A 23,342-nucleotide genomic window follows, 5' to 3' on the forward strand; every position below is an offset into this window, starting at 1 on the left:
ACGTCGTGCTTGCGCTGGATCTGCCTGCCCGACAACCCATCCCGGGCATCACGCCGTATCGCAGCGAACAACTCCGCCCGCGTCGACGACGCCATCGGATTCCCTATCTGAAGCGGTGCCGAAATTCACGATCAGGTAAGCCCCGGCAGGGTAATCGAATGTCATGTCAGCAGATGTTCCCGCGACTGGTAAGGCGCTAGTCCGCTGGGCTCATCAACGATGAGCTGATGAGTTTCGATCTTCTAGTACTTGCAATGGGTGATTCGGCTGACCAGGAGGCCGCACGGACGTTGGCCAAACGTTGCGGCTCCCTCGGGGACCACCTGGAAGGCCACCCGGATCAACGGATTCTGCGGTTCTACGAATCGCTGCAGAGCCGGTTTCCGGACTTCCCACCGTATCCCGCGGGCAGCCCGTGGACGTCGATGCCGCTCGACGTAGGTATCGATCACTTGAGTATGTCTTTGAGCTATTCACCCAGCAGCACGCCGGCGATCGAAGTGATTCTCGAGCTAGCCGCCGAGCACCGGCTGGTTGTCTGGGACCCACAGTCCGAGGAAGCCACCTTGCCAGCTGCCGGGCTCTGATACCGCGCGGCCAGGGACTGCCTCTGGCCACGATTCTGCCTCAGTCACTCTGAGCGGCGGCCAGCATTGCAGGTCCTCACACTCCGCCACAACTTTGCTACTGACGTCAAATTTCGTGACTACGAACATCCCCCACCGGGTGGTGTCGAGATTCGCGGTCAAACGCCGCCCAGCTTCGCGATCAAAACCGCATGTTCCATCCCGACGCCGGTGTTACGCCGTTGACGATGATGTGTTCGATCCCGGATCCCGGAAAACGAGTGGCTGCCGCCCGCGCGGCGGTGTCTGGCGGCACTTGGCGGACTTCACGGACGCGAAGTAGGCGCGGGCCTCGACGAAGACGCGGACCTGGTTGCAGACCTCCTCGGGCCACACCCCCGGCGCGGTGACCGGGAAGGGCTCGACCGGGATCGCGACCGGCTCGCTACCCAGACGCCCAGGTTGGCGGCGCTGCCCCGACACTCACACCACGTCAGGCTCGGCGACCGGTTGCGGCGGTGTCGCAATAATGTTCCCGGGCGAGAGGCGTTCGCGACCGCGCGGCACGAAGGAGAACTACTGCGACCCGAGATCGGCGAGGTCGCCAGTTCGGCGGTCGGTACGTTGACGATCGAAAGACAACCGGTCGACCACCTTGTCCGGCGACACGACCCTCTCGGTGGCTGAGCTGTCCGCCTCGGAACAGGATGTGGCGGTGCTCGCCGCAGCGGCCGGACCAACAGTGAGCTGGCCGACCGCCGCCGGAGTTCCCATCGCACCGTGGATGCCCAGGTGACGGCGATCCTGCGCAATCTCGCTATCAGGGGCGCGAAGGCCTACTCGCATTGGCATCACCCGATCAACAGACCGACCCGCATCAGCACTGAGTCACGCGGACACCCGCACCGCCACACTAGCTAGCCCAGAACAACGGCAGGCGTGGTGACAACGAGAGGCCTCATGCTGATCACGGGACGGGAAAAGCGCGGGTGAATGCTTTTGCAAAGGCCACATCGCCTGAGAACAGCGGTCCGTGATGGCAAGGGCGCCCGATCAGAAAGGCCAGCAAGTCACGGCTGGATGCCTCAATGGTCGCCGTGGCGGGAACAGATCGCTCGCTCGGGAATGCGTGCGCCTCCGATCCGTTTGCTGTGACGAGGTACGCGGGCCCATCTGTGGCACGTAGCAGCCACGATCCCGTCACGCGGTCGTCAAATTGCTTGTGATTGGAGCGGCGGGTATTGATCCACTGAAGTCGAAACGGCAGTGCGGCGCGCACAAAGAGCTCTCCCCAGTCGTCAAGCCCTAGTCCTAGATCGACGCTATGCACCTCGATCTCGGTCAAGCGCAAAATTGGCAGGTGACCGAGTCGAAGAGTGCCGAAGTGCTGATTATCGGCGGGTTCGGGAAGTCCCAGCTGCCAGGCGGCATTAGGGACGGTCGACCACAGCTCATGGAGCCGAGCGCTTTCGTGCGCGAGTGAGAGGACGGCCTGCATAGCGTCTTCGCCCGGCTCGAGCCGTAGGGTGGCCTCGCGCTGGCGATCACGGCGGCCAGGATAATAGGCGGTCTCAACCCCGGCCAACGCTGCGGACGTAAGCCGAGCCAACGCGACAGCACCGTACCGGAGATGACAGATGATGTTGAGTCGACTCCAGTCCGGAAGGTCCGAGGGTGCGTCGAGCAACTTGTCGTCGGCCGCACTCAACGCGTCAATGATCTGCTGGGTCCGTCGCAATGCGGCGCCAGCGAGGTCGAGGACTGAATCATGCAGCTGTGGGGTATCCGGCGTTGGGTGCATCGGGGTCCTTACATGACACGAGAGTCTCGATACTTGCATCACGACAGCGAGACTCGGCACAGGCGATCATCGCCGACCGTAACTCGACCGACGTCTCGTTCCCGTCAGTGGGAAATGGCAAACCGTCGTTACCGGTTGGAATATCCTGCAGCGTATACGCGCCTATAAACCGTACCGGGTGCCAACTCTGACGTCATCGAGCTAGACGGGCAAGTCCCCGCCGAGAGTGGGTTGTCCGGTTTCAGCGGTCTTGTGAGGTAAGGGAGAAGACCGGAGGGCGCGACCGTGCGGCTGCTTCGCCTACGCCTAGCGAGTCGAGCATCTCGCGCCAGTACGTCCGCCAGATCGCTCGCGTGGCGTCATCGGATAGTTCAGCGTCGACCTTGACCTTGCTGGGCTTGCCCTTCTCTTTGAACGGCCACGGCGGTTCTTTACCACTGGCCAAACAGGTACGGGCAAGGATGCTGCGCCGCACGATATCCCGCAGACGGTCCACTGCGTAGCCGAGCCGGATGAGGGTGTTCTCTTCTTGCTCGATGGCGGGTACACATTTGATTGTTTTGAGATTCTTGTTAAGGGTGGATTCCAGGACCTCGCCGCCGTGAACGATGTTCGATCTGAGGTTATAAAGCTGCTTCAGGTCCTCGAAAAGCTCACCAGCGGGGTCGTCGTCGTTCGCCAGCAGGGCGGTGACACGGGTGTACAGTCGAAGCGTCAGGCCTTCTCCCTCGTTTGTCCCGAGCATCACACCTTCCAATGAGGTAGCGAGGCTGACGAGCTGTTCCGTGTACGGCGTGGTGTCATCGAATTCAGCGAACCTATCAAGCGCTTCTCTGAAAGAGCTGAGCCAAATACCCTCGCCCCCGGTCTTCGATCGGGCCTCCTCGACCAAACTGACGAGTGCGGCGATCGCTGGCCCCTCGGTGCCGTCGAGTCGCGCTGTCCGGCGCGTGGTGGTGATATCGGTGTCCCTGGCCAGCATCTTGAGAGAAGCAGATTGAGCGGCAATTTTTCTGTTCGGTCCGAACACCTGATACGAGCCCTGCACATTGGCGCCGGTCAGTAGGCAGACGCCGAGTTGGAACTGGTCCAACCTCTGCGCCAGATCACTGTCACCGAAGTACTCGAGACCGCAGACCTGCTTTCGTACGATCAGCAACGCGTGCGGGGGCCTATACGGCTTCTTCATGTAGCGCTTCCAAGCGTGGTCGGCGTCAGGAATCTCCTTCAAGATCCGGAGCGAAATATCCGAGGCTCGGCCTTCGGGGACAAGGGTGATGCCGTCGATCTCGATCTCGGCAGCCGAAGTTGAGACGAGATGGGAGACGTGGCGCGCCAGAACAATCTCATAGGGTTGTTCGGACACTACCTGGGCCAACTGGACGACGGCAGCGGACACTTCCGGACCATTTGGGTCGTAGGAACCCGCAGAAGAGCATGTCCGCACACACCACTCCAGCAAGCTGGTCAGCAATATCAAGGCCGCGGAGCCCGCTCCGTCGGCGCGGCTGATGTTGGGCGTCGCGTCAATGATTGCTTCTTCGAGCCGCGCATATTCTGGGAGTGTCTTGATCGGCAAGAGCTCGAAGTCGAGGCCGGCCTGGAGGTGCCTATGGGAAGTCGATGTTGGAATCGCCCCTTCTGCTCGCAGCCTCTCGAAGCACACGGCTACGAAAGCCATTGCGGCCGAATCGAACTCGTTCAAGAACTCCTCCATGTGTCGTACGTCGCGTCCGATCATGTTTCGAACCGGTACCCGGAACCGTTACGGAATCTCTTTCGGTCAGATTTTCCTCGCTCGAAGTTGCGCATGCTATGACACCAGCGCTACTGGCGAATGGCAGCTAGTGGGCGAGATCGGTGTCTATAGCGCCGCGGCATAACTCCGCACGTCGATGGCTTTTCGGTACCCGTGGGAGCGTTTCCTTTTGGGTGTTTTTGGACAAGACCCGCGATCATGGGCGTTCGAACTGCAGGGCTCGGAAGCGGCCGACAGCTGAATTGCGGAGGAGATCGTGCAGAGGTGGAGGGAATCGTCGGCGCCGCCATGACGACTGAACAGGCCAGGGGCAGACCATGGCTGGGTCGCCTCACGGGGCGTTGCGACCTCACGTCAGCGCGGTAGGCTGGCGAGCGGGCGAATCAGGTAGACGGGCTCGATCAGGAGCCTCGCCATGCCGACCCTCACGTCGAAACCTTCACCATGTACGCAGTGCCAGTCCGGTGCTGATCACCGCTCAGACGCGAAACGCCAACGAGGACAGACGAATCGGCGTCGACCTCAACGATGCAGGAGAATTGCCGCCGCGGTCAGTGCCCGCCGCCGTCGGTGGAGTCTGCTGCCGGCAGCACTGCTGCTGGCCTCGACAGCGAGCCTCGCCGCGTTCGATGGAACAGCCAACGCCGGACCTCTGCGGGACTGTAGGACCGTGTCATTCCCGGTGGCCGGCGGCACCCTCGCCGGATCTCTGTGCTTGCCCGCGGGCGAATCCACGACGGTCATGGTGCTCACCTCGGGCTCTGCGGCCAACAGCGTCTACTGGGACTTCCCGTACCAACCCGAGGTCTACTCGTTCGCCCGCGCCATGAACGCCGCCGGCTATGCGACGCTTGCATTGGACCGCCCCGGCAACGGGCAATCCTCGACACCACCGTTCTGGACGGTCACCGCTTCCACCGACGCCGCAGGAGTCCACACCGCGGTGCAAGCACTTCGCCACGGGCTGGCTGGCATCGACCCGTTCGAAGGGGTCGTCCTTGGCGGCAACGCTCTCGGATCCGGAGTCAGCGTGCTCGAAGCAGCCACCTACCACGATGTCGACGGCGTACTACTCACCGGCTACTCCCACGCAATCGATCCGCTCGTCGCGCTTGACTCGGCGAAAACATTTCCCCACGCGCCCGACGATCCCGCGTTCCAGGGATCCGAACCCGGTTCGCTGACAATGGCATTCGGCACACCGGAGGCAGCCCGCAACTATTTCGGCCCGCATGACGACCCCGCCGTTATCGAGACCTCCGAGTAGACCAAGGACCGATTCTCTCTGACTGAATGGCCTGATGGGCTCATCGCTACCTTGCCTGGAGCCAGCTCGCACATCAGCGCGCCTGTTCTGCAGGCGGCGCGCAGCCAAGATCGGCTGGGCTGTGGTGCGATATGCCGCGACGCAGACACTCTCTATGCCGCGGAATCCCCGTTCTACAGCCCTGCCGCCCAACTGCGCACCTACGTCCTCGAAGAGGGCGGAGACATGATCAACCTCTCCCTAGGTGCGCCGGAATACCAATCAGCCGTGCGAGACTGGATGGGTTCTCTCACCGGCCGACCAGCACGGTGAAGCTCCATCTCGTTCGGTCCACTGATTGGGGAGGGCGGCGGCCGATGGGGCGGTACGCTGGAGAACAGAGAATCAGGTGGACGGGTCGACGAGGAGTCCCGCCATGCCGAATCCAGGATCGAGGCCGTCGTCGCGTCCGCCCCGCGACGGCGAAGTGTTCGAACGCCTGAAGCGAAACCGCGACCGGCTGGAACAGCGTCGGGCTCGCGCTCGACAACGCGAAAAAGCGATAACCGCAGCGGTGAAGCGATACGTCGCCGCCTGGGTCGCTATTGATGAGTGCGAGAGCAAACGCGACCGCGACCTCGAGACGTACCGCCAGCAGATGCAGCAGCTGAAAACCCGCGCAGACGAGGAAATTGCCGGATATCGCGCTGAGCAAGCCACGGCCGCCGTTGCCCTTCGCGAGGAAGGTCAAAGCGAGGACGACGTCGCCGAGCTGCTCGAGATCACACCACGGCAAGCACGGCAACTGATGTCGGCCGGGCGTGCTACGCCCAACGAGAGTGGCCCATCCGACAGCCGCGACAAGGTTGAATCCGACGAGCGGGACCTGAGTTGAAGGACTGTCGAGGCAGCTGCGCGATCAGGAAGGGACACCTAGTCGACGCCAGAAGGTCTGCAGCTCACTAGACCAGAATTCTAACGAACGGTACGGCTTGCCTAGGGCTCGTGTGGTGGTGGACAAGCCGTTCATGCATTGACGTAGCCCCCGGCATTCCAGACGAACCAGCGGAAATGCTCTGGCAAGTAGGCTCGCCGGGCGGGGATGTTCGGTGCCGGTGAAACCGGCCAGAACGCGGCACCGCACCGGTGGCAATAGAACGCTGAGCGCCATACAGCATGGGCTGCCGGGCGTCCGCGGGAGACTCCGCTATTGAAGCGAATCCTGCCGATCGCTAGACAGAACGCGATGGCCGACGGTATCGCTGCCCCGCCGAGAAAGAAGGCTGCGCCGAATAGCCTTGCCAGCCATCCGACCTGATCGGGTTTGCTGCATCGCAAGTACCAACACAGGTACCGCGACAATATCCGGCAACAGAAGCACCGATCCGACCGCAATGAGCCGGCCCGCTGGCCGTAAGCAGGGGCCGAGAGCCAGACTCTGTGCCAGCGCCGTCGCCTGTGTGCGTTCGACAGTTGTAGTCCCCACGATCGGCACGAAACCGGCCGACGTGGCACCCATGCCGGTCGTGAAGTTGGTTACGCTGCTGGTCGACACCCCTTCGGCGTGCGCTGCGGGAACACTCTGGACGCAGTTATCGTGGTTACAGCGCGGACACGAGAGGTCGATCTCCATGTGACGCCCCTATCTCGAGCAGCGGGTGTGCTCGGATCGTGTGTGGCGGTAATGAATTCCGGGATTTGAAGCGATGACTCGTGATGATATAGAATATTTCTAGCGCGGAATCTGTCGACGGATTGCGCGCGTTGTTCCGCAAAATGCGTTGGCACTGTGGCTTCTTGCCTCAGTGGGAGTATTTATTTCAGTGACGCACAGCGGTTTCCCGCCATGTGGGTAGATCGACAACGTCTGCACAGTACCGCTTGTGTGCTGCCTGACCATGGTCTTTCGGCCTATGCCCATGTCACCGATCTGGGGATCACTTGCGGGACCAGGGGTTTCAGCACCACTCGCTGCGAGACCCACACGCTACGAGGCGATCGATGCATTCCCGTATATGGGCGGTGCCAGGCATTGGAGGCGCTTGCGGATCGGTGCTGCTTCGCCTGGTCGGATAGGTCTCAGAACTTCCCAGGACTGGGACGAGCATCGAAGCATATTGCGCGACACTGCAATACGCTTGCCATCGAGATCGTGGCAGCAGCCGTTGGATCCCCGGAGGGTTGCCACGATCTCCACGGATCCGATCAACCTCACCAGTTGCCAGATATCGGTCGATCGGACGTTCACGGTGGAGTCGCAGACGCTTACGACAGCGCGAATTCTGCACCCCAGCAATGGTCGATGTGTCCTGTAAGGACGCGAGGCGTCGCAATATCGGCCGCCGTGTCGTGGTCGTCCCACCTTGGGGCTTGTAGTGCCCAAGGTGGGCCGTGGTATCCAGCAGTTGCGGTGCACCGCGACGATTCCACTGCGGCGAGGCCGCAGATCGTGGCCGACCGGCCACCTGTTCACGAAATGAGGAAGTCCCGATGAAGAGCCCCGTCCGCGCCAGTCTTGCTTGGTCGGTAATCGCTGCCGCCCGATTTGCGGCAGTATGTGCGATCGCATTGCTGCCAATTGCCTGCACCGCCGCGGCCCACGCTGAACCAGTCACTGCGACATTCGCCGAAAACACAGGACTACCAAGCGAAGTCGATGTGACCAATGACCAATATGTTCATCCGCACTGGAACCGGCCACGCTATCCGAACCCTCCGGGATACGGCGGTTGGGGTAGATGGTCGGGGATGCCGCCTACCGGGAGCGGATCCGGCAGCGGGTATTGATCGACAGAGCTTGAGCTGATTTTCGCCGACTCGTCCGCCTCCCCTGTCGGGACTACAGTAATTGAGTCGTGGTTTCGCGATGTCGAGAATTTCGCGAACAGAGGTATTCGATTATCCGATCGGTCGTATTGCTGCACGACCGCCAGCCGGGAGGCGTTGTCGTGGTGTCGGGCAAGACCGCATGCCAGCACTGCCATAGAAGTTGCCGATGACCGGAGCCTTTGCGATGAACGTGCTCGGCAGCTTTCCATGCTGCTCATCCGCCGGGGAATTCCGGCAAGTATGAGAGCCTCTCCGGGCCGGGGCGGGATTCTCAACCTTTGCCGAAGAAGTCATCCCACTCGGCGGCATATTCTCTGCCGTAAATATCGCCGAGAGTGAACGTCCTATCATCGACTCCGTTCGTTACCTTCGCGGTTCCATAGATATAGCCGATTTCCCAGCGGGCTTCTTCGCGAGTGATCTTTTTCGAAATGTAGTCTTCGTAGATGGCATTCACGGAGGCGTCATCAGTCGAAATGCCGATATCAGGCCCGCCTTTGGCGAGTATTCTGCGGCGGCAGTTTCGTGCCGCAATATCTGCGTCACCTTCGGACCGGAAGCTTTCGAAAATCTTTTCTACAACCCATTCATTCTTAGTCAGACCGTCAAATGGCACTTCTCTTGGATGGTATCCGGAGGGGTGTGCGTGATTGACTTCGTGTGCGAGCACTCTAATGGTCATCAGTGGATCGCGGCGGTGCCTAGCATCGATTTCGATGACACCATCTTTATGTCGAGTCCAACTGTCCTTCCCGCTTTCCGGGCCGTACCGAATCTCCCAACCGTTTTCTCTTAATTCGACGATCTGCCGCGCAGTATATGATAATAACTACGCACGAGGTAGTCAACTTTTGCACCCAAGTCTTCGATTAGGTCTATTCCATAGGGTGGGTAGATGGCTCCAGGTTCGGTGGCAATACCTAGATGCTGGTATTCGTCAGACCTATGATGAGTTGCGCCGGACGCCTGTTCGATGTCGATTTTCACCGAATGGTCGATACCCGTCGCGCGACCGACAGCATTCTTCGTCTCTGCTGCAAAGGTGTGCGTCTCGTCGTGTAGAATCTCGACGCGACGAACAGCGCTTACCGCGCGGTAAACGACATCTCGCATTGTTCGGATGATGCCACCACTCAATCGGCAACTCCTTTGCTGGGCTGTGCGCGGTCTGCCAGACTCGGATGGCTCGTATACCCGATTCGAGCTCGATCTGACCGAATGTCATGGCACGAGTACTGTCTGAGGCAGCCACTACAAGATCGACTGTATGCCCTAATCGCCGTGTCTGGGTCGTTCGCTCCCAATGACGGGAAGATGTAAGCTCGCGTGCAATAGCTCTACCCTCCGTCAGGGGATCTACATGGGTCGAGAGTGTCATACTTCGTCGTGCGTACGGCCTAGTGCTCTATCGCGATCGAAGGGATACACGAAATCTCCGAGTTCGATCAAGATGTCCCATGCATCCGGGTTTGCTGTTTGAGCAAAACGTCTTGTCGGCGGACATGGGAGACCTGGGCTTGCATTGGACGAATTGTCGCGATGGGAGCGTAGGGCCGCGGATAATAGTGGCGTAATCGGGGCGGATCCTGTCCACTGTCTCTCTATCGCAACGCCTTAGGTAGCTGGTCGGCGATAGGCCTAGGCGCCACCGGATGCAGGGTAGCCATCTAATGCTGGAGATTCGGTATAGACGTGTCCCGCGCCGGAAGGAATTCGTGTTGTTCGATGCGCCCATTGCCGACGTCTCGTCGTCGGCCGCTTTTACCGTAGTCCATCCACCGCGTGAGCCCGGCCAACTACCGCTTCTGGCCTCATGCGCGATCTCTACGGAGGAAAGCGGTCCAGTCGTGAGTCTTGCTGCCACTGAGATCTGGGCTCCCGGCCCCTCTGCGCTCGCATCCTCCGCTAGAAGGGCAGCCGAGCGCGCCATGCAGCGTGTTGTCAGCGTAGACAGGATGCTCGGTGGAGGCGAACGGATCGTTTCTCCGAGCTGTCTGCTGATCGACACCGGAGCAAAACAGCCGATTCCCTTCGCATGCGCACAGTTCGATCGAGAGCGTCACTTCCTGCACGTTCGCGGATTTCGCGCACCGACCGATACCGTCAAGCCTCGACGAATAACCGTGCTTACGGGCAGTTGCCTCTTCAGCAATCAAACCCACTGGTTCATCAACGACACCGGGCAACGGGTAGAGATGCTCGGAACCCGTGAGATCCGTCAGCATCATCCGATAGTTCTCGTCGGTGCCGATGACGATCTATCTGTATATGAACTCGAGTCGGCGGAACGGCTATGCAGGGTTGTCGCAGACATCGTCGCAGCGGCTGGAAACGATATCATCGCCGATATCATCATTGATGTTCCACACGTGCAGTACTACTGCTCTCTGCTCGACGCATTCACCGACGGGATGATCGACTCGACCCTGGTGCTTGAGTGGTTCGACCTAGTGGATCGGAGATCTCGCAAAGTGGTTGAGCTCTATGCAGAATTGCTGACTCACGTATTATCTGATGTCGGTGTCGAATTCACGCTTACGCACTCCGATCCGCTGGCTGCACTTGCAGGCCCCATGCGTGATGCAGTGGCCGAGCAGGTCGCTCCCGGTGTGGATTCGCTGTCCGCGATCTTAATCGAGTCAGGTGATCCGATGTGGCGTCGACTGCTTACGACACACTCTCCGCAAACTGCCTCCGCTTTGGCCAGAGCAAGCTACGTGGTCAACCAGTTGCAATCTAGCTGCGGAACACGCAGCTCCACACCAGATCTGGTACTGCAAATCGAGAACTACGGTGAGTGGCGAATTCTGAACGAAACACATCAGCTCCTCGCCACTCTGAACCACGCCGGCAAAGGTTTCGAACACCCGCCCATACTGGGCATTTACCCAATGGAACGGCTGCTTGCCGTCGATGAGCTCGGACAATGGCGCAATCTCTTCTATCACGATCCCGGTCATCACGCCACCGACCTGATTGGAAATCGGATAGACCTTCGCGCCCACGTCGAAGAGATCTACCGCTCACCTACCCAGATGCGCCATCACAGTCACTCCTATGGTAGGTAACCTTCGCTCCCGAAGGTGGTTGGACTCTGAGCTAGAACCGTGATGGTCATGCCACTAGAGGCCATCAGTTCGACATGGATCACGCGGTGTGCGCTCGGCCGCACGACAGCAACGGATCATGGAGCAAGGAGGATTTACACCGGCTGGCCGAAGCATTCGCCGGGGAGGGGAGTGACTCCGCTGACCTGAACACCCGATGCGGAAGGCTGTTGCTGGGCCACTTCAGCTGAGGTCGGATCGGTGCCGACCGATCTTGGCGATCGCGCGAACCGCCTCCGGGCTCGGCCGGTGAATATCGGACTGCCCGTGATCGGCCGCTTCAGCGCCGGAGCCGAACAGCGGAACCGGTGACCGATAGTCGATCGCTGCTTGGAACGTGGCGCCACTGATGCGGCGCTGCACCAGAGCAAACCGCAAGCCCAGCAGGTTGTCACCGTGGCAGCCGACCCATCCTGCACATAGCCGGCGCAGATCGCTGTCGGCGTCGGTCTGATGACACTGGAACAAACCGGGTGGCTGGTCGGCCATGTCGCGGTCGTAGGCACGCAACTTCTCATACTCCTGCGCGTCCCACACCGCGCTGGGCGCATCGCGCCGATAAGGGCATGACTCGCACGGACGTGGCGCGGGCGCCAGCAACTCGTCATTTGCCGCAGCATCGACGGCGTCGGGAAGCTCGGAGAACCTGGACACGACAGCTACTATGCACCCCACCTCACAATACGATCGACCTCGAATCCGACTGACGGCCGCTGATCATGTGTTCTGCTCCTTCGTGCGATGGTCGTCTACCTGGTCGGCGGGGTGGAGGCCTCGGTGAACGGTGCGAAGTAGTTGTTTTCCGGCCAGCCATCCACGTCCGCGATCCGGCCGTTGCGCCCCCACGTGTCACCGCCGTTATCGCTGACCAGGTTGACGTCCTCGGGGATATCCCGATACGAGGAGAACTTTCGCGACTGCACATCCTTTATACGGTCCATCATTGTCATCCTCGGGGCCGGAGTGGGCGGATTCTGGGAAGCTACTCGATCGTGAGGCTGCGTGCGGGCCGAATTCGGGCCGCAGCGCCTTAGAGCTGGCTGGTCGCCCGAGTCGCTGATCACGACCCAACCTCCCGAGGGCCAGGCCTGGACAAGGGCGCCCCCGCCGGTCTGGAGAGATGGCGCCCGCCGGATCTGAGCCGGCCCGGCCACCAGCTCGGATTCCTAATCACCCACACGCACGTTGCTGCGCGTGGCACATAGATTCGACGTACCCCAGGGTTTCCCCCATGGTTCGGATGGGAGATGCTGGGAAATATTGGGTCACGTCAGGACGTGCCAGATTGCCATTCTCCCAGTTGACAGGACGTTTTGAGAACTGTTGAGATGTCCCGCGCGCCCTTGAACCCCCGAGTGGGGGTCAGGGGTTCGAGTCCCCTTAGCTCCACCAATCGTGTCATTGCACGAACCGACTCCATTGGGGCTGGTACCGCAGAAGCGGTACCAGCCCCAATGTCGTTTCCGGGTTGGGGGATGCGGAAGGTGGGGACCAAGCGGTCGGGCCGGTGATGGCGACCTGAGCGACGAGGGGCTCGATCAGCGCCTTGGCCTGGGTACGGGTGCCATTGGTGATGATGTCGGCAATCGCAGCAGCGCCCGATGGGCCGAGGTCTCCGGCAGTAGGGTCGCGCGGCAGAGTTGCCGCACGGTCAGCGTGCGCCAAGGACTTTCGCCTCGGGCTCGGTGAACGCCATTGCTTACCACCCCCTGCTGATCGGTATGTATGCGCGTGGTGGTCGGCAGCCAGGTGCGCTTGAATGTCGGCGACGGTCAGCCGCTGCGTGCGTTCGGCGTTCGGCAGCGCGTGAGCAGCGAGGAAAACCAGCACTAGCGCGGAGACGATCACGCGGTCCCGGTGACGATATTCGCGGGTGAGCGCCACGCCGCTCTCTCCGAGGTGCAAGCCGCACTGACCGACTACCGCATTACTCCCAACAACCGGCCGGTTAGTGTTGACCATGTCGCTGAGCGGCTGCGCAAAGCCTGGCGGATCCGCCATTCCAGCCCCGACCATCGCTCGCGGCTGGGTGCGCTGCTGCCGGGGCTGATCCGCGACGCCCAGACCGCCGCACGTATCGCCGAGGATCGTCGCGCTGCGCGCCGGACGCTGGCCGGTGTCTATCAGCTGGCCGATTTCTATGTGGCGTATCAGCCCGCACCCGAGCTGGTGTGGATGGTCGCCGACCGGGCGGTTAGCGAAGGCTACGAGGCCGACGACCCGTACGTTATCGCGTGCAGCGCCTGGGCGATGGTGCAAGCCTTGCGGGATTCCGGGCGATGGGAGGAAGCAATAGCACTGGCCCGCAACGCGATCGACCAAGTCACCCCTTACATCGACCGAGCCAAAACCCCCGACGCTTGGCACGGCATCGCCGGAGCCCTGGAATTCGAGATCGCCTACGTCCATGGCCGACGTGGCCGCTCGGGCGACGCCTGGCGCGGCCTCGAACAGGCCGAACGCATCGCCCAGCAGCTCGGCCCGACCTATCGGCACGTGCAGACCAGCTTCTCCCAGCCGGTGATGGCCGCACACGCAACAACTCTCGGCGTGGAACTGCGCCAACCCGGGGAAGCTTTGTGTGCGGCCCGCTCCATCGACGCCGACCACATCGTGTCCGTGCCGCGCCGCGGCCGTCACCTCATTGAGGTCGCTCGCGCCTACATGCAACGCGACGAGGACACCGCGGCCCTCACGATGCTGGTGAAGTCGGAACAGACTGCGCCCGAGACGATCCGCTACAACGGGTTCGCCCGCGACACGGTTCGCGACCTGTTAAAGAGGCCGCCGACGGGCATGCGCACCGATGTCCTCGACCTGAGCTAGCGAGTGGGAATTCGCGTCTAGATCTACCCAACGGAAGCAGCGCCGAATGGGAAGGCTAGAGACTGAGTGGCTTTGGTGGCTGCACTGGCGAGTATCGTTTCCGGCCGGAGGCCCGCTGAGGCCCGTGGCTAGGTTGCCGCACCTCCATAGCGACGACGTCTTGAACGAACATGTCGAGGGCCGCGCAAAACCGATCAACTCCCATCAGTGTCGAGCAGATCTCCACATGTATGTGCAGAGCCGATGACTCCCGCAGGTCGACACGATCTACTGATTCTCGACCGTCAGTCGCGATCGGAGGAAGAGAATGTGGCAGGAGATCGGCATGACTGTGCGAACTGCGCTTGGGGACTGGGGGATGGCTTCCGACTGGTGGTGTGCGTCGTCGCGCTAGCTGCGGCCGCTGTCGCAATACTTCACGCCAGCGGGTTGTGAGAGCTAACCATGAGGATGTCCATGACAGGCAGAGATAGGCAACAAGTCAGGCAGTTCGCTCGTGATCTCGCTGCATTGCGGGATTTGGTTGGTGGTCCTAGCCATATGCGTATGTGCAAGGCTGTGCGAGACTTCCCCAGTCCGGTCAGTGCCAACACGTTGCGGAACGCAGCGATCGGAGAGTGGCTCCCCGCGCTGGCGACGGTAATTCAATTCGTAACCGCCTGCCAACGAGTGGCCGTGCAAGACGCCATCATGATCGCGCCGGCACACTTCGACCTACCCGGCATGGCAACAAAGCTGGCAGGCGAGCCAAGATCCAAATATCAACTCTGCCTACGACTGCAGGTCGCCACACCTCGATGTGCACGGCAAGGCTGCCGCCACACGGGATCTGTTGAGCTCGATGCTGATCGAACCAGGACTGTCGACCGAACCAGACGACACCAGTCGGTGCATCCCCAACGCCATTTTCGAACAAGGTCACCGCAATGACAAATTCGATCGAGTTATGGGTCTCATTGGCCGCGGTCGATTGCCTGAGTCGATCGACTGGCTGCACAGTCTCCTTCTGGAATGCGACCGACGTTATGGCCCTGCACATCTCGAAGTGCTGGTTGTCCGCAACAATCTTGGAGTCGCGCTGAAGGAGTTTGGCGAACTCGGTCAGGCCGCCACCATGTACCGCACCGCGCTGGAAGCGGCAAACAGTCAGCATGTCAATGACGAGTCCTTCACCCTGACTCTGAGGCGCAACCTTGCCGTGACCCTCCGTCTACTGGGGCTGCTGGGCGAAGCCGAGAAGGAGCTCGTCACGGCCCTAAAGATTCAAGAACGTCAGTATGGACCGGAGGACCTCGAAACACTTACTACCCGCAAGTCGCTTGCACGCGTGCTTGACGACCGTGGGGCCACGGCGGTAGTCGAAGCTGAGTATCGAGATATCAGGTCCATCCACCTCCGCATCATGGGAGCGGATAACCCACATTCCTTGTATGTTCAGGGAAATCTCGCATACTTTTTGGCCGCTCACCGGCGATACGATGAGTCCGAGAGCGAGTACCGAGATGCGATCGAGCGATGCCCAAAGAGTTTTGGTATCGATCACCCGGAAACCCTGCGGATGAATCACAATTTGGCGATGGCGGTAGCGCATCAGGGAAGGTTCCCTGAAGCCATCGCCAGATTGCATGATGTAATGGAGCGTAGGGAGCGCACCTTGGGTGTCAATCACCTAGAAACCCGCGTAGCGCGAACCAACCTTGAAGAGGCGCTGCGCCGGGCCGGTCAACCAATGCTTTAATACTGCCTTCAGATCACAAGGGCAGTAGCGGAAGAAATCGCACCGAACTCACGGTAATCTATAGTCCTAATCGCCTTCCAACGCCCGACGTGGAAATATGAAATGTCACTACGAGGGCGATTGTTGGTGTGGGTAGTATTCCTCGATGTAGCGCGCAACGACCCCGCGTGTCCATCGGAGCCAGTGCACCCGATCATCGTGAGAAAGTGGCAAAGCTTCACCGTGTCGTCGCGCCGTCGCAAGTCGCGTCAAGGGCTCCATTTCGGTCCTAGAGATGCCGAGTGCGGTATTCATGCGTTCCCATGATCGCGATATCTTGCCACCATCTTCGGCGAGAACGAATTCGTGCCGCAGGCATTCAATCGCACGAAAGCAGTAGAAAGCGGTATCGATCGTTAGCCGAAGAGCCATTCGCATGTCAGCAAGCGCATGGCGCACGTTGGCGCTCTTGCTCGCGACCGCTAGGTACATGCCGAGCAGTTCGGGCTCTACTCGATCTCCCTCAACGCGGGCGAACGCCGGCATCGAGGTAAGCCCACCGACTAGCGCACTGGAGTCCGCGCGTCCTGCTGTCATCTCAAGTTCGAGAGATGCGGCCAAGACGAATCCCAGCGAATCAACTACCGACTGAACCGCTGCCTCGGTTTCGTACCAGATCGGGTTTAACCAAGCGGCATCCTCCTCGCCGTTGTGCCCAAGTTGGTAATCATCACGGAAGGTCACCCGCACGTTGAACGCCGAGTTGACGAAGAACACCTCTATCCGACGATCGCCTTGAGCCATCTGGATAGAGCGATCCAGATGCCAGTTTCCGGCCTGCGGGTGGAGTAGACCTGTGAATATCAGGTCGTGCTGCTGCTCTGTCATGCGCGCATCCTCCTTGCTACTTCCCATTCAAGTCGAGTCATTTAGCCGTGGGTGGCAGGCTACGCGCTACCTTCGCTCGGGTAGATAACCTTGTGTCGCAACCAGTCTCACCGTTTTACTGCCCTGGCTTTGTTAGCGTCTGGCTTAAGATCGACCGCCTCCTGACCACAACTTGGACGCTTCCGCGCGCACCATGCTCCACAGCTTCGGCAAGGAGATCTCATCGGCGTCGACGGTCTCCGTTTCGCCTCGCTGTGGCATGTCCTCGCGCGATAAGTACTGTGGAAGTTTGTATTCTTTGCGCAATCGCCGAATAACTTCCTGTTCTACGCAATGGGCATCGATTCCTTTTTGAAACCGAAGTGTATCGAATAGTTTCCATCCGTACTGGCGATGCACATTTATTCGATCGGTTTGAATGCCAATTCCGGCAATTCCAACTTTGTGGGCACCTAAACTGGCGTGAGTTACAAGATATATTACCGCAGGAGCGGTGTAGTCAAATCCAACTTCGTTACAGAATTTGCAGCCCCGGCCCCATCGGCGCACGTTGCTCAGGGTCGGTCTAACTTCGTTGCCGCATGCGGTACATATACATCTCCATGGTTCGTCGCAGCCGCGATACCGTTCAATCGGCTCCAATTTCGATTTGCGCATTTCTTGGGCTGCTAGTTCTGGATCGAGCGGAATATTCTTAGCGCAGTGTCCGCACCCCCCGCCTCGGCGTCGGACGTTGTTCAGGCTTGGACTTACCTCGTTACCGCATGTACTGCAGCGGCAGTGCCACGGCTCCATTAGTCCTGGGTAAGGTGTCAGTGGCTCCAGGTTGGCTACCCGCATCGTTTCGACGGCCTCATTTGGGTCTAGTGGAGTATTTCCGGCGCAGTGTGAGCAGCCAGTACCCCTCTGGACGTTGCTAAAAAGTGGAAGGCTCTCCTTGTTGCAGGAAAGGCATCTAGACCTCCAAGGTATATGTCCTCCAGGGTAAGGGGTTAACGGTTCCAAGCCTGCCGCTCTCATTATCGACACCGCTTTTTCGTTGGGAATTCTCCGAGTTATAGCGCTAGCCTTGCGACCACAATGTCGGCACCCGGTTCCGTTGCGAACCCTTTTCAAGTCTGTAACAATCTCGTTATTGCATGATATGCACTCGCATTTCCATGGCTTGTGTATCAGGCCGGGGTATGACTCCAGCGGTCTGATCCCTGCCGCTAGCATTTCTGCTATAGCGTCAGCCTCGGGGGTTCTTCGGGAATTGCCACTTTTTGCGTGGCCGCATTGAATGCATCCGCTGCCTTGGCGAATAGTGTTGAGCAGCGGGGTGACCACTGCGCCGCAAGTGAAGCACTCGCACCGCCAAGGATTCATGCTGCCAGGGTAAGGCTCCAATGGCCTTAGCCCGGCAGCGACCATATTGGATATTGCTTCTGCCTCCGGTATGCGTCGAGCGTCAGTGCGAGCCTTCTGTCCGCAATTCCAGCATCCGCCCCCTCCGTTGCGGATGGTGTTGAGACGTGGCGTAACGACGTTGCCGCACTTCATACATCGGCATCGCCACAAGTCGCCGACTCTACCGGGATAGGGTTCCAGGGGGTCGAGTCCAGCTTGAACCATGCTGGTGACGGCTTCCGCTTCAGGAAGCTGCCTGGCCATGGTGCGTGAAGCAACACGGCAGTAGCGGCAGCCTCCGTTGCTGCTGCGAATCCTGCTCAATGTTGGGCTGACCTCTTTGTTACAGGTCAGGCACAAACTGGGCCAAGGCTGGTTCACCCCGGGGTACGGCACCAACGGTTTCAACCCAGCGTTGATCATATTGGCGACGGCCTCCGCGCTTGGGATCCGGCTAGTGTCGATCCTGGTAGCACGAGCACACGGCGGACATCCGACCTTGCTCCGCCGGATGCTATGGAGGCTTCGCGTGATCTTCCGTTTGCAGGTCAAGCAGCAAGAGAGCCACGAGTCGATTGTTCGACCTGGGTACCGTTCCACGGGCTCAAGGCCGACAGCCCTCATGTCAGCCACGGCCTCAGCTTCCGTTGTCTTTCGGGCCATTTGAGTGTGCGCTCCAACTTCTTTGCGGTGTCCGCGAAGCATGTTGGGCGTTGATGCTAAGTGATAGGTCTGACAGCTTTCAGAGCACTTTCGCGCCGCCCTTTGATCGCTGGTCGTGAGGCGGACCTGATGGGTCGTATTACCGAAAGGGGTTGCTGGTTAGCCGAGCTGATCGATGTCAGTCGCTATCAGCTAGCGGGGTCTCGATCCCATCATCGTCAGTGAGCGTCGGGTCCTCGGACTCCTTGCCAGAGCCGATAGGGCTGGCTGTAGCTCGTGCGGTTCGCCGGTTGTGGTCCAGTGTGAGGATCCGGGTGATATTAGGGTCGTGGGGGCCGAAGGCGGCTTCGCTTCAAGGCTGGGCGGTGCCAGTTTAGTGAGTGATGCGAGGTCCGCGTCCAGGCAGGTCTGCTAGTCGGCATCGCTCGGATACGGCGCTGCCGAGCAGGGGCGTGAGTATCGCCCAGACCGGGCCTGCAGGGCCGTCCGGATGTGTGGTCGCGGGCGGTGGTAGCGATCACAAGGCCTGGCTCGTAGCCGCGCAGTGCCCGGTACAGCACGACCCGAACCGCGGCTTCGCGGCGGGACGAATGCAGGGAGAACAGCAGAATGCCGAAGTCATCGGTCGGGAAGTTGTAGTAGGCGTGGAGTTTGCGGGTGATCGTGGTCAACGGTTCTGTGCCGGTGTCGAATTCGAGGAAGAACCGCACGATGCAGTCCTGCTGTTGCCAGCAGCCGTACCCGTCCGGGCACAGCCGGACTCGCTCTCCGGAGTATTTGTCGAGCTGGAAGAAGTCACTGCACTGCCGCTCCGACCACCACCGTGTCAATCCCTCGGCTTGTTCCGGCGGCGGGGTGTCGTGCTGGCGCGTGGGGTTGCGGTGGGCAGCCAAAGCGCAGAAGAAGTCGTTTACGCCCAGACGATGTTCGAGGATCCGTGAGAAGGCCAGGCGCTCAAGCATCAGGGCGTGCGCGCCAGGGGCTGGTGGTTTCTCGGCGTGTTGAGCGGCGATCAGGCGTGCGCCGAGATATCCGAGAGCATGGCGGGTTTGGCTGGTGCCACCGCCGAAGAGGGATTCGCGGAAGGCGAAGAGCATGCCCATCTCGCGGAGTTTGCGCAGGCGGTCCTGTGCTCGGCGGACGGAGGCGAATTCGAGTGAGGCGATCTGGTCGGTGGTGAGGACCTTGTGTTCGGCAAGGAGGGAGAGAAGTCGTCGGTCGCGGTCGAGGAGGCGGAACCATGGACCGACATCGGGGTGTCCGCCCCGGTGGACGCTGCGTGCGCTGCGCGGCCCTACGGGTGAATATGTATGAGTATTGATATTCATTCTGGATTTCGCCCCCGCACCTCGGATGTGCGCCCGACCGGCCCGTTTGCCTTTGGCGTGTTCGGCGTTTGGGGTGGCGGCTATAGGACGCCGAGCATCCGCCGCCCCATCCGCGCCACCAAACGCCGCCCCATCCGCGACCGGGTTGTCTCCATGGCCGTTCATTGGGCATCACCGCGGACCGTTCGCCGCGCGTCGACCGCCCTGGTCACGATGTCCGGCCCGTCGACCAGCATCGCCCGGTTCGTATGCTGGTCCGTCAGCTCCACTCGTAGAAGGCTCATGCTCGTGGAGAGCATGGGCCTTTCTCGTTTCGCGTGTCTTTTTGGGGGCGCGGCCCCCAAGCCCCACCCGGCGGGCTTCGCCCCCGGACCCCGTCCATGGTCACCTGTCCGGACGCGGCGCTCTGGACTCCCCCCGGGGTTTGCTTTCTTAGAGCCGGGTCTGCGGGATTCCAGCCGTGGTAGCCGTCTATGAAGATGTCCTCGGGCCCTCCTCTCCGTGTGGGTTCGGGCGAGGTGTCGGATCCCTGGCTTGGCTAGCTCGAGGCGAGTCGTAGGCGATGTGGTTCCAGGTCGGCAGTCAATGCGGGTGACGGTTGCTGGACGGTCCGGTTAGCGGGATCGAAGTTGTTGTGTGCCAACCGGTTCTGAGACCTATTGGCGGAAGCGGGCCCGGTGTGGTGATCTTCTCGGGCGTCGCTCAATTCTGATGGAGTGTGCCATCGTGGGTGCCTTAGGCGGCGAGAACCCTCTTCTATGCGTGATGCGTCATGAGCCTTACTTTTGCTGGAACGCGCGAATCACCCTCTGGCGGACCGACTCACGAAGGTGCTTGTTCTGATTCGGGTTCATCCCCTCGGCGCTGAAGACGGCATCGGTGAACGCTTCTACGTCCGGGGGTGGCGATGCGCACAACCTGCTCTGTTCGTCCGGTGGTAGGCAGAAGCCCAGTTCGACGCACAGGTTGTCGAGTACGGATGCCACGTCTATGCCGTCGGTGCTCATGCGGGGAAGTCTGCCCGAGAGGGTCTCTGCCGGCCGATCGCCAGTCGACCTGCCGGGCAGGCAGAACCTGGCCATGCGACCAGTCAAGGTCGGTTGATTTCGGGTAGCGATGCGCGGATGCGCGCTCCCGTCTCGGGACGCCCAGGACGTCCGGCGTGCTCGAGGTAGCGGAAACCGAAGCAGCACAACGCTGTTCCGTCGCGTTCGGCACCGAAGCTCCGTAGGGGACGAGTCGGCATGAACGTGCGCAAAACGCCGACGGTGACGACACCGAAACCCTCGTCCACCCGTGAACGCATCGGGTAACTCCCCGGCTACATCGGCGCTCTCGAGGCTAAGTGGACGGAAGATTCCATCCTGGCCTAGGTCGTGTCCGGCGGCGATGATCGAGTCTGCGTCGCGAGAGAACTGGACGCTATATGTAAGTCGCGCGGAAACCTTCACCAGCTACCCAACAGCGACTAATTACCAACCGGAAATGATGAATGACGCTCCGGCCGTGGGCGGTTCGGCAAACAACCGGCTCGGGGTCATGATCCCGGCTAATGTAACGTGTTGATGGGCAACAGGCCTCAGCGATCCAGCATGGTTGACACGTCTTCACATAGGAACCCCTGTGTGGTCGATCGCGGAAGTCTGAAGACCGAGGCGGGTTTGTCGAAAGTTGTGTGGAGATTGCTGTTCGACCGCTGATCCAGGAGTTGGCTATGACTGATCTAGTCGTATGGACCGCTTCGCGTAGCCAGGGCATCCGGTGTCGTACCGCCGACAGCGTGGCCCGGTTGTTCAGCGACCTCGCCGACGGACAGCACGGAAGGAACGGGATCGCCCTTGTCTGAAATACGGTCTGCGCAAAAGTCTCCGGCCTCGAATCGGCCGACCGAAAGGCAACCGGCAGTGGATCTCCGTGACGTACCGCGCGCGCCCGGACGTTTGCCGATTCTCGGACACGGTTGGCGATTGCGGCAGGATCCGGTCCAGTTCATGGTCGATCTGGTCGATGTCGGGAAAATAGTACGTGTTGATATCGGCAGCCGCGTTGTCTATGTCATCACCGACTTCGAACTGCTCCACAAAGTATTACTGGAGGACTCCGACGGCTACGAGCGGGGACTTCTCTTCGAACGCATTCGCCTCATATTCGGTGATTCGTTCATCGTCGCGGATGGTCAGCAACACCGGGATCTTCGTCGTCTGCTGCAACCGGCATTCCATCGGACAATGCTGGAGAACTACGCGCACACGATAAAGCGTAATGCGGATGTGCTGGCGAGTTCATGGCAGCCGGGCCGCATTGTCGAGGTCCGATCCGAACTGCTGGGGTTCGTGATCGCCAACCTGCTCGGATCCATGTTCTCCCACGAGCCCGGCGACGACGAAGTGCAGCTCATCTCCAGCCTGATCGAGGACATCGCGGCCGGTGCCATCGTGGGCAGTGTGCTGCCGAAGCGAGCGGCGAAACTGCCGTTGGCGGTGAACCGCAACTTCGTGCCGGCAGGCACGCGACTGCGGGAATACTGCCAGCAGCTGCTCGTCGCGCGCCGAGCCGGCGGTGAGCGCAGGAACGACCTGATCGATCTCCTGCTGAATTCGTTCGGTGACGAACCCCGTAGTGACAAGTTCCTGGCAGAGCAGGCCGTGACCATCCTGTTCGGCGGGATCGACGCCTCGACCGCCATGCTGACCTGGGTTCTGTACGAGCTGGCGCAGCGCCCGGAGGTGGCCGCGCAACTGCGGAAAGAGCTGTCCACCGTCGACGATTTCAGTCCGCGGAGCCTCGACAAACTCGACTACCTGAACCGGTTCCTGAACGAGGTCACCCGCCTGCATTCGCCGATACTGCAGACCCGGCGCACGGTCACCACGGTCGAGCTCGGCGGTTTCACCTTCCCCGCGGGGATCGATATCGGCTACAGCATTGCCGCTATTCATCGCAATCCGAATATCTTCGCCGACCCGGACACCTTCGACCCCGATCGGTGGCCGACCGCGGACTCCGGGGCGAAATGCAGGAACTTCGTTCCGTTCAGCATGGGCAGCCAGATGTGTATCGGCAACAATGTGGCGTGGGTGCTGCTGCAGACGACCGTGCACAGTCTGGTGTCCAAGTGGGAGTTCCATCCGGTCACGACCGAGAAGATCCAGCAGGCCATGGGACCCATTCCCGGGCCGAGGCGACTTCCGCTCGAGGTTCGTGCGGTCGCCGAATAACCACT

19 protein-coding genes are annotated in these 23,342 nt (G+C 60.6%); 8 read left to right on the top strand and 11 right to left on the bottom strand.

Annotated features, from left to right (window positions below; all coding sequences use genetic code 11):
* The first annotated feature begins 227 nt into the window (after positions 1-227).
* Entirely contained in the window at positions 228-587 is a 360-nt protein-coding gene (locus tag ACFQ9K_RS03250; protein ID WP_378717537.1) for a hypothetical protein, read from the top strand.
* 946 nt (positions 588-1,533) lie between these two features.
* Here the strand turns inward: ACFQ9K_RS03250 and ACFQ9K_RS03255 are convergent.
* Both ACFQ9K_RS03255 and ACFQ9K_RS03260 read right to left on the bottom strand, forming a co-directional pair.
* A complete protein-coding gene (locus ACFQ9K_RS03255) occupies positions 1,534-2,367 on the bottom strand; it encodes a maleylpyruvate isomerase N-terminal domain-containing protein (RefSeq protein WP_378717538.1) in 834 nt (277 codons plus the stop codon).
* 241 nt (positions 2,368-2,608) lie between these two features.
* Entirely contained in the window at positions 2,609-4,072 is a 1,464-nt protein-coding gene (locus ACFQ9K_RS03260) for a hypothetical protein (RefSeq protein ID WP_378717539.1), read from the bottom strand.
* 724 nt (positions 4,073-4,796) lie between these two features.
* Between ACFQ9K_RS03260 and ACFQ9K_RS03265 the strand changes: the two genes are divergently transcribed.
* On the top strand, positions 4,797-5,393 hold the full coding sequence (locus ACFQ9K_RS03265) for an alpha/beta hydrolase (protein ID WP_378717540.1): 597 nt from the start codon (positions 4,797-4,799) through the stop codon (positions 5,391-5,393).
* A 415-nt stretch (positions 5,394-5,808) separates the two neighbouring features.
* Positions 5,809-6,267: a hypothetical protein gene (locus tag ACFQ9K_RS03270; RefSeq protein WP_378717541.1), complete on the top strand. Its 459-nt coding sequence runs from the start codon at positions 5,809-5,811 to the stop codon at positions 6,265-6,267.
* Positions 6,268-8,472: 2,205 nt separating this feature from the next.
* Here the strand turns inward: ACFQ9K_RS03270 and ACFQ9K_RS03275 are convergent.
* Together ACFQ9K_RS03275 and ACFQ9K_RS03280 are read right to left on the bottom strand one after the other, a co-directional pair.
* Complete coding sequence (locus ACFQ9K_RS03275; protein WP_378982740.1) at positions 8,473-8,817, bottom strand: hypothetical protein; 345 nt, start codon at positions 8,815-8,817, stop codon at positions 8,473-8,475.
* 176 nt (positions 8,818-8,993) lie between these two features.
* Positions 8,994-9,338, bottom strand: coding sequence for a hypothetical protein (locus tag ACFQ9K_RS03280; protein WP_378717543.1), 345 nt, complete (start codon positions 9,336-9,338; stop codon positions 8,994-8,996).
* Positions 9,339-10,129: 791 nt separating this feature from the next.
* Here ACFQ9K_RS03280 and ACFQ9K_RS03285 point away from each other — a divergent pair.
* Positions 10,130-11,269, top strand: coding sequence for a hypothetical protein (locus tag ACFQ9K_RS03285; RefSeq protein ID WP_378717544.1), 1,140 nt, complete (start codon positions 10,130-10,132; stop codon positions 11,267-11,269).
* 222 nt (positions 11,270-11,491) lie between these two features.
* Here ACFQ9K_RS03285 and ACFQ9K_RS03290 read toward each other — a convergent pair whose 3' ends face one another.
* The 3 genes from ACFQ9K_RS03290 to ACFQ9K_RS03300 all read right to left on the bottom strand — a co-directional run bounded on the left by ACFQ9K_RS03290 (position 11,492) and on the right by ACFQ9K_RS03300 (position 13,192).
* Positions 11,492-11,962, bottom strand: a complete 471-nt coding sequence (locus ACFQ9K_RS03290) for a DUF6283 family protein (protein WP_378717545.1) — start codon at positions 11,960-11,962, stop codon at positions 11,492-11,494.
* A gap of 95 nt (positions 11,963-12,057) precedes the next feature.
* Entirely contained in the window at positions 12,058-12,249 is a 192-nt protein-coding gene (locus tag ACFQ9K_RS03295; protein WP_378982743.1) for a hypothetical protein, read from the bottom strand.
* Positions 12,250-12,706: 457 nt separating this feature from the next.
* Complete coding sequence (locus ACFQ9K_RS03300; protein ID WP_378717548.1) at positions 12,707-13,192, bottom strand: hypothetical protein; 486 nt, start codon at positions 13,190-13,192, stop codon at positions 12,707-12,709.
* Here ACFQ9K_RS03300 and ACFQ9K_RS03305 point away from each other — a divergent pair.
* Positions 13,166-14,134: an XRE family transcriptional regulator gene (locus tag ACFQ9K_RS03305; protein WP_378717550.1), complete on the top strand. Its 969-nt coding sequence runs from the start codon at positions 13,166-13,168 to the stop codon at positions 14,132-14,134. The two genes, ACFQ9K_RS03300 and ACFQ9K_RS03305, sit on opposite strands and share 27 nt — an antisense overlap.
* 841 nt (positions 14,135-14,975) lie before the next feature.
* Positions 14,976-15,872: a tetratricopeptide repeat protein gene (locus tag ACFQ9K_RS03310; RefSeq protein ID WP_378717552.1), complete on the top strand. Its 897-nt coding sequence runs from the start codon at positions 14,976-14,978 to the stop codon at positions 15,870-15,872.
* 108 nt (positions 15,873-15,980) lie between these two features.
* Here ACFQ9K_RS03310 and ACFQ9K_RS03315 read toward each other — a convergent pair whose 3' ends face one another.
* From ACFQ9K_RS03315 to ACFQ9K_RS03330, 4 genes are all read right to left on the bottom strand, one after another.
* Positions 15,981-16,739, bottom strand: a complete 759-nt coding sequence (locus tag ACFQ9K_RS03315) for a hypothetical protein (protein ID WP_378717553.1) — start codon at positions 16,737-16,739, stop codon at positions 15,981-15,983.
* A 2,372-nt stretch (positions 16,740-19,111) separates the two neighbouring features.
* The gene (locus ACFQ9K_RS03320; protein WP_378717554.1) at positions 19,112-20,119 is read right to left on the bottom strand and encodes a replication-relaxation family protein; all 1,008 of its coding nucleotides are present in this window, start codon (positions 20,117-20,119) and stop codon (positions 19,112-19,114) included.
* 161 nt (positions 20,120-20,280) lie between these two features.
* Complete coding sequence (locus ACFQ9K_RS03325) at positions 20,281-20,403, bottom strand: hypothetical protein (protein ID WP_378717556.1); 123 nt, start codon at positions 20,401-20,403, stop codon at positions 20,281-20,283.
* 495 nt (positions 20,404-20,898) lie between these two features.
* A complete protein-coding gene (locus ACFQ9K_RS03330; protein ID WP_378717558.1) occupies positions 20,899-21,126 on the bottom strand; it encodes a hypothetical protein in 228 nt (75 codons plus the stop codon).
* A 707-nt stretch (positions 21,127-21,833) separates the two neighbouring features.
* Here ACFQ9K_RS03330 and ACFQ9K_RS03335 point away from each other — a divergent pair.
* Together ACFQ9K_RS03335 and ACFQ9K_RS03340 are read left to right on the top strand one after the other, a co-directional pair.
* Positions 21,834-21,965, top strand: a complete 132-nt coding sequence (locus ACFQ9K_RS03335; RefSeq protein ID WP_378717560.1) for a hypothetical protein — start codon at positions 21,834-21,836, stop codon at positions 21,963-21,965.
* 58 nt (positions 21,966-22,023) lie between these two features.
* Positions 22,024-23,337 (top strand): cytochrome P450, encoded by a 1,314-nt coding sequence (locus ACFQ9K_RS03340; RefSeq protein ID WP_378717561.1) that lies wholly within the window; start codon positions 22,024-22,026, stop codon positions 23,335-23,337.
* Positions 23,338-23,342: the final 5 nt, after the last annotated feature.

It is taken from the genome of Nocardia sp. NPDC056564, assembly GCF_042793755.1.
In the GTDB taxonomy this organism is placed as follows: Bacteria; Actinomycetota; Actinomycetes; order Mycobacteriales; family Mycobacteriaceae; genus Nocardia.

Coding starts and splice junctions, on each gene's coding strand:
- ACFQ9K_RS03250 (WP_378717537.1), top strand. CDS start 228: ATGAGTTTCGATCTTCTAGTACTTGCAATGGGTGATTCGGCTGACCAG.
- ACFQ9K_RS03255 (WP_378717538.1), bottom strand. CDS start 2,367: ATGCACCCAACGCCGGATACCCCACAGCTGCATGATTCAGTCCTCGAC.
- ACFQ9K_RS03270 (WP_378717541.1), top strand. CDS start 5,809: ATGCCGAATCCAGGATCGAGGCCGTCGTCGCGTCCGCCCCGCGACGGC.
- ACFQ9K_RS03285 (WP_378717544.1), top strand. CDS start 10,130: ATGCAGCGTGTTGTCAGCGTAGACAGGATGCTCGGTGGAGGCGAACGG.
- ACFQ9K_RS03295 (WP_378982743.1), bottom strand. CDS start 12,249: ATGGACCGTATAAAGGATGTGCAGTCGCGAAAGTTCTCCTCGTATCGG.
- ACFQ9K_RS03310 (WP_378717552.1), top strand. CDS start 14,976: ATGCTGATCGAACCAGGACTGTCGACCGAACCAGACGACACCAGTCGG.
- ACFQ9K_RS03315 (WP_378717553.1), bottom strand. CDS start 16,739: ATGACAGAGCAGCAGCACGACCTGATATTCACAGGTCTACTCCACCCG.
- ACFQ9K_RS03320 (WP_378717554.1), bottom strand. CDS start 20,119: ATGAATATCAATACTCATACATATTCACCCGTAGGGCCGCGCAGCGCA.
- ACFQ9K_RS03325 (WP_378717556.1), bottom strand. CDS start 20,403: ATGAGCCTTCTACGAGTGGAGCTGACGGACCAGCATACGAACCGGGCG.
- ACFQ9K_RS03330 (WP_378717558.1), bottom strand. CDS start 21,126: ATGAGCACCGACGGCATAGACGTGGCATCCGTACTCGACAACCTGTGC.
- ACFQ9K_RS03335 (WP_378717560.1), top strand. CDS start 21,834: ATGACTGATCTAGTCGTATGGACCGCTTCGCGTAGCCAGGGCATCCGG.